This window comes from Paenarthrobacter sp. TAF1 (genome assembly GCF_052113825.1).
Classification (GTDB): Bacteria; Actinomycetota; Actinomycetes; order Actinomycetales; family Micrococcaceae; genus Arthrobacter; species Arthrobacter nicotinovorans.
Genome location: NZ_JBFRDO010000041.1, coordinates 1 through 2,597 on the forward strand (window position 1 = coordinate 1; position 2,597 = coordinate 2,597).

The window sequence follows — 2,597 nt, forward strand, 5'->3', positions numbered from 1 at the left end:
GTGCACCGCCCCGACACGCCGGGCAGCAGTACGAACAGGCATCCCCGCACACACCAAATCAAGAAACTCAGTACGCGCAGCCTTGGGGAACAACTTGACCATAAAACGCTCCATCAATCAGAGCGTTGCAACGACCCTATGACTTTGCCTCCAAAACATTGGCATCAACTGTCAGCTCGCGGTGAGGTCGGTCAGCGCTCCAGGCGGAAACCGAGCTTAATAGTGACCTGCCAGTCGGCAACCGCGCCGTCCTCGAGGTGACCGCGGATTTCCTTGACCTCAAACCAATCGAGGTTCCGCAACGTTTGGGACGCTGTCGCGATGCCGTTCTTGATGGCGTCGTCCACGCCCTCGGTGGAAGTTCCTACAATTTCGGAAACGCTATACGTGTGGCCAGCCATGGTGCTCCTCATCAACGTCATACGAATCTTTGGAAAAGAAATCAGACCCGCAGGGCGGGCTGTCCATGCAGACTAGCCCACGGATCCCTGTGCGGCCAGAGGTCCCGCAGCTTAGCTTTCACGCCAGTCGTTGCTGGTGATGTGCGAGCCGGCCTGGGGTCCCATTTGCAGCATTCCGCCGTCCACCGCCCACGACGCGCCGTTGACGTAGCTTGACGCCGGGGAGGCGAGGAAAGCGATGACGGCGGCTATTTCGCGTGCGTCTCCGGGGCGTCCCAGGGGCACTCCGGGCCGCTCCTTCTGGGTGGGATCCTCGTCCTCCTGGCCCGTCATGGGGGTCGCGATTTCGCCGGGCGCCACGTTGTTGGCGGTAATCCCATGCTCGGCGAGTTCCAGCGCCATGGTTTTGATGAGCCCACCCAGACCGTGCTTGGAGGCGTCGTAGGCCGAGGCCCCAACGCGGGGCTGGAATTCGTGGACGCTGGTGACGGCGATGATGCGTCCCCCTCGCCCCGCCTTCACCATGCGCTTGGCTGCCGTCTGCATGGCCACGAAGGCCCCATTGAGGTTGGTGTCCAGCGTGGTCATCCAGGTTTCGTAGTCGAGATCCAGGAACTTGGTGCCGTCGCCGGTTCCGGAGTTGTTCACGAAGACATCCACGCCCCCGAGTTCCTCGGCAAGGGTGTCCACGGCGGCCGCCGTTCCGCGGGCATCGGTGGTGTCCAGTTGGTGGACCACCGCCTTGCGTCCCAGGCGGCGGACCTCCTCGGCGGTTTCCTCGGCACCCTGCTGGTCCGAGTGCCAGGTGATTCCCACGTCCATGCCGGCTTTTGCCAGCGCCACCGCCGTGGCCCGCCCGATCCCTGAATCCGAGCCTGTGACGATGGCGGTCTGTGGGGCGAATGATGCGTCGCTCATGGTCCTGCCTTTCAGTGAAGTGGTGGTGCCGATGATTTATCCCTACCCCCTGGCGCATGCAGTAAACACTCCCGGCACGAAAGGGTCACCCCGGTGTGCAGCCATGGAGTGTAGATTTCTTGCAGCAGCACCCCGCGAATCCCCACAACCAGGAGTTCTCATGTCAGAAGTTATTGTCGTCGGCGTCGACAACAGTGAAACGGCCAAGCGTGCAGCAATGGCGGCAGCGAAGCTCGCCACCGCCCTCGGTGCCGAACTGCACGTCATCAGCGGCTTCTCGGACGACCGAATTGAAGAATTCGGCAGCGGCAGCGACCGCATCACGGTCTCTTCGGCCGACTCCGCGGAATACGTGGCCCGCAAGGTCTCCGAAGAACTTGACGTTCCGGCCGGCAGCGTCAAGTACTACGCTGCCCGTGGCAACCCGGCCAACGCCCTGATCAACTACGCCGAGACCAACAACGCCTCCCTGATCGTCGTGGGCAACAAGCGCATGAAGGGCTTGGGTCGCGTCCTGGGCAGCATCGCCAACAGCGTGGCACATGGCGCTCCGTGCGACGTGTACATCGTGAACACGGAAGTGGACGCGTAACACCCAAGCAAGCAAAGAGGCCGTTTTGAGCATTCAAAACGGCCTCTTCTGCTATCCGGATGGGTCCTCCGGCTGTCAGTTTCCGAAGTCGTCTGCACTGAATATCCAAAGTCGTCTGCACAGCCGGACGTTGGGGGATCGGCTTACGGACATCAGTGCAGAGAGGTAGATGCGCATCGACCAGCTAGCTCTAGGGGACGGTTCCTGGCCTCTGGCGCTTCGGCGTAGTGTTGATACTCGGTTCTTGCTCTCTTGGGTGGATCGATGGAATGAAAGCTGGGGGAATCCCGCGGGGCAAAAATGCGCATGAGTGCTGCCTAGAACCGGTTTCTTGTCGGGTTGCCTGACCTGATCCAGTCGACGCTAGCAAGCCAGTCCCGCCGAATTCTACGATCTGCTGACTGTCCATCATTCGCGAGGGTCATGTCATCGAGCAGCGCAAGCAGGTGATCCCCTGCACGACTTGCGTATTCCCACAAGAAGTCTGTCGCGGCCAGGAACCCCTCACGCGATGTCAACGTTAGCGATCCTGCTCCCTGAGGGGACTCAGCTGGTGACGATGATTCGCGGGTTCGAGGGAAGCGTCCGGATTTGATCCATTCGATACTTTCGACCCAGTCCTCCCAAGCGGCGGAGTCGAAGGGGCGTCCGTCGCTCGTCAGGCCAGTGTCTCCCAACAGAGTTAT

3 protein-coding genes are annotated in these 2,597 nt (G+C 61.1%); 1 reads left to right on the top strand and 2 read right to left on the bottom strand.

Features of this window, described 5'->3' with window-relative positions; translation table 11 throughout:
* Positions 1-191 precede the first annotated feature (191 nt).
* On the bottom strand, positions 192-401 hold the full coding sequence (locus AB4Y81_RS21470; RefSeq protein ID WP_011773002.1) for a dodecin: 210 nt from the start codon (positions 399-401) through the stop codon (positions 192-194).
* A 111-nt stretch (positions 402-512) separates the two neighbouring features.
* Entirely contained in the window at positions 513-1,319 is an 807-nt protein-coding gene (locus AB4Y81_RS21475; protein ID WP_110505918.1) for an SDR family oxidoreductase, read from the bottom strand.
* A gap of 160 nt (positions 1,320-1,479) precedes the next feature.
* Between AB4Y81_RS21475 and AB4Y81_RS21480 the strand changes: the two genes are divergently transcribed.
* Entirely contained in the window at positions 1,480-1,911 is a 432-nt protein-coding gene (locus AB4Y81_RS21480; RefSeq protein WP_018780363.1) for a universal stress protein, read from the top strand.
* Positions 1,912-2,597 lie beyond the last annotated feature (686 nt).

Coding starts and splice junctions, on each gene's coding strand:
- AB4Y81_RS21475 (WP_110505918.1), bottom strand. CDS start 1,319: ATGAGCGACGCATCATTCGCCCCACAGACCGCCATCGTCACAGGCTCG.
- AB4Y81_RS21470 (WP_011773002.1), bottom strand. CDS start 401: ATGGCTGGCCACACGTATAGCGTTTCCGAAATTGTAGGAACTTCCACC.
- AB4Y81_RS21480 (WP_018780363.1), top strand. CDS start 1,480: ATGTCAGAAGTTATTGTCGTCGGCGTCGACAACAGTGAAACGGCCAAG.